This window comes from Dickeya chrysanthemi NCPPB 402, assembly GCF_000406105.1.
GTDB lineage: Bacteria > Pseudomonadota > Gammaproteobacteria > Enterobacterales > Enterobacteriaceae > Dickeya > Dickeya chrysanthemi.
In genome coordinates this window covers 1-2,995 of the sequence record NZ_AOOA01000063.1, presented here as the reverse complement: position 1 = coordinate 2,995, position 2,995 = coordinate 1, and the positions used below count along the sequence as shown (strand labels likewise).

Here is a 2,995-nt window from a genome sequence, read left to right as displayed (position 1 = left end):
ACCGTATCTTATTCAAAGGAGAATCTTCCGAGCAGGAGATTTATGAGAATACAGATATCCTAATCATGACATCTCAAAGCGAAGGCTTTGGTTATATATTTCTAGAGGGTATGGTGTACGATATCCCTATCCTTGCCTATAATTTTAAATATGGAGCGAATGATTTTAGCAATTATAATGAAAACGCTTCAGTTTTTAAAACTGGTGATATTTCTGGAATGGCAAAAAAAATAATTGAGCTATTAAATAACCCAGAAAAATATAAAGAATTAGTTCAATATAATCACAATCGCTTCTTAAAAGAATATGCAAAAGATGTGGTTATGGCTAAATATTTCACTATTCTTCCGCGCAGCTTTAATAACGTATCATTATCGTCTGCTTTCAGCCGAAAAGAATTGGACGAATTCCAAAATATTACTTTTTCTATTGAAGATTCTAATGATTTAGCTCATATTTGGAATTTCGAGCTAACCAATCCTGCACAAAATATGAATTTTTTTGCTTTAGTTGGCAAGCGAAAATTTCCAATGGATGCTCATATCCAAGGAACACAGTGTACGATTAAGATAGCTCATAAAAAGACAGGGAATTTATTGTCGCTTTTACTAAAAAAACGAAATCAGTTGAATTTATCAAGGGGATATACCTTAATTGCAGAAGATAATAGCTATGAAAAATATATTGGAGCAATATCTAATAAAGGTAACTTTGAAATTATTGCAAATAAAAAGAACTCATTAGTTACTATAAACAAAAGTACCTTAGAGTTGCATGAGATTCCCCATGAACTACATCAGAATAAATTACTGATTGCTTTACCCAACATGCAAACGCCTCTAAAAATTACTGATGATAATTTAATACCTATCCAAGCCTCCATAAAATTAGAAAAGATTGGAAATACTTATTACCCATGTTTCTTGCCATCTGGCATATTTAATAATATCTGCTTAGATTACGGTGAAGAATCCAAAATTATTAATTTTAGTAAATATTCTTATAAATATATCTATGACTCAATTCGTCATATTGAGCAACATACAGATATATCGGATATTATCGTTTGCAATGTTTATTCTTGGGAACTTATTCGTGCCTCAGTTATTGAGAGCCTTATGGAATTTACCGGAAAATGGGAAAAACACTTTCAGACTTCTCCTAAAATTGATTATCGATTTGATCATGAAGGTAAGCGTTCGATGGATGATGTCTTTTCAGAAGAAACATTTATTATGGAATTTCCGCGTAAAAATGGTATAGATAAGAAAACAGCAGCCTTCCAAAATATACCAAACAGTATTGTAATGGAGTATCCGCAGACCAATGGTTACAGTATGCGCAGTCATTCACTGAAAAGTAATGTAGTTGCGGCAAAACATTTTCTTGAAAAAATTAAATAAAATTAAGGTAGATATTAAATTTAAAAAGCATGACCTTGCAAACATCAAAAAAATGAATCGAATTATTTATGAGCATTTAGGCATTAACATAAATATCGAAGCATTTCTAAAACCACGATTAGAAAAATTTAAGCGTGAAGAAAAATATTTTCATGATTTCTTCAAAAGAAATAATTTTAAAGAGGTAATTTTTCCAAGCACTTATTGGAATCCAGGTATTATTTGTGCTGCACATAAACAAGGTATTAAGGTATCTGATATTCAATATGCTGCCATTACTCCTTATCATCCTGCGTATTTTAAATCACCAAAATCACATTACGTTGCTGATAAATTGTTCTTATGGTCTGAATATTGGAATCATGAGCTTTTACCAAATCCAACACGAGAGATTGGTTCTGGTGCCGCATATTGGTATGCATTAGATGATGTGAGATTTTCAGAAAAACTGAATTATGACTATATCTTTCTATCTCAAAGTAGGATTTCTTCGCGCTTGCTTAGTTTTGCAATTGAGTTTGCATTAAAAAATCCTCAACTACAGCTTTTATTTTCTAAGCATCCAGATGAAAATATAGATTTAAAGAACAGAATTATTCCTGATAATCTTATAATCTCCACGGAATCTTCTATACAAGGCATCAATGAATCTCGCGTTGCTGTAGGTGTTTATTCAACTAGCTTATTTGAGGCATTAGCATGCGGCAAACAAACTTTTGTTGTTAAATATCCGGGATATGAAATTATGTCAAATGAAATAGATTCAGGGTTATTCTTTGCAGTAGAAACACCTGAAGAAATGCTTGAGAAAACAAGCCCGAATTGGGTGGCTGTGGCAGATATTGAAAAACCAGTTTTTTGGCCAAGAAAAATAATTTTTAAGTTAATCTTTAAAAGTGCAATATTTTTCTTATTTTAAATATTGCACTTTATTCTTTTAATCATAGGAACTCACATGTATTCTGAACAGGGAATTAATAATACTATTAACATATCTACTACATCTTTAACCAATGCCACGCAACTAACTGTGATCGGGAATAATAACTCTGTATATATAGGTAATAATTGTAAAATCGTCAGCTCCAATATTAGATTAAAAGGAAATAATATAACCTTATTTATAGCTGATGATGTAGAAATCATGGGACTAGTATGTTCCCTTCATTCGGACTGCTCTTTACAAATTCAAGCCAAGACCACTATGGGCAATGGAGAAATTACCATTGCTGAAAAAGGTAAGATTAGTATTGGCAAAGATTGTATGCTGGCACATGGATATGAAATTAGAAATACTGATATGCATCCAATTTATTCTTTAGAAAATGGCGAACGAATAAACCATGGTAAAGACGTTATTATCGGTAATCACGTGTGGCTTGGCCGCAATGTTACTATATTAAAAGGTGTATGTATTCCAAATAATGTAGTTGTAGGTTCTCATACTGTGCTATATAAAAGTTTTAAAGAACCTAATTGTGTAATAGCAGGTTCACCTGCAAAAATAGTAAAAGAAAATATTGTATGGGGAAGAAAAATGTATCATTCAACTATGTATGATGACCCTACTTTAAATGAATTTTATAAATAAC

Annotated in this window: 3 protein-coding genes; all 3 read left to right on the top strand. The window is 31.6% G+C overall.

Translation table 11 applies throughout. From position 1 onward, the window contains the following. Positions 1 to 1,403 (top strand): glycosyltransferase (locus DCH402_RS22795; RefSeq protein ID WP_200864839.1); only part of this gene is annotated, 1,403 nt, incomplete at its 5' end. Beyond that, the gene (locus DCH402_RS22790) at positions 1,387 to 2,322 is read left to right on the top strand and encodes a hypothetical protein (protein ID WP_200864838.1); all 936 of its coding nucleotides are present in this window, start codon (positions 1,387 to 1,389) and stop codon (positions 2,320 to 2,322) included. The genes DCH402_RS22795 and DCH402_RS22790, both read left to right, overlap by 17 nt. Positions 2,323 to 2,358: 36 nt before the next feature. After that, positions 2,359 to 2,994: an acyltransferase gene (locus DCH402_RS20845; protein ID WP_002239417.1), complete on the top strand. Its 636-nt coding sequence runs from the start codon at positions 2,359 to 2,361 to the stop codon at positions 2,992 to 2,994. Position 2,995 lies beyond the last annotated feature (1 nt).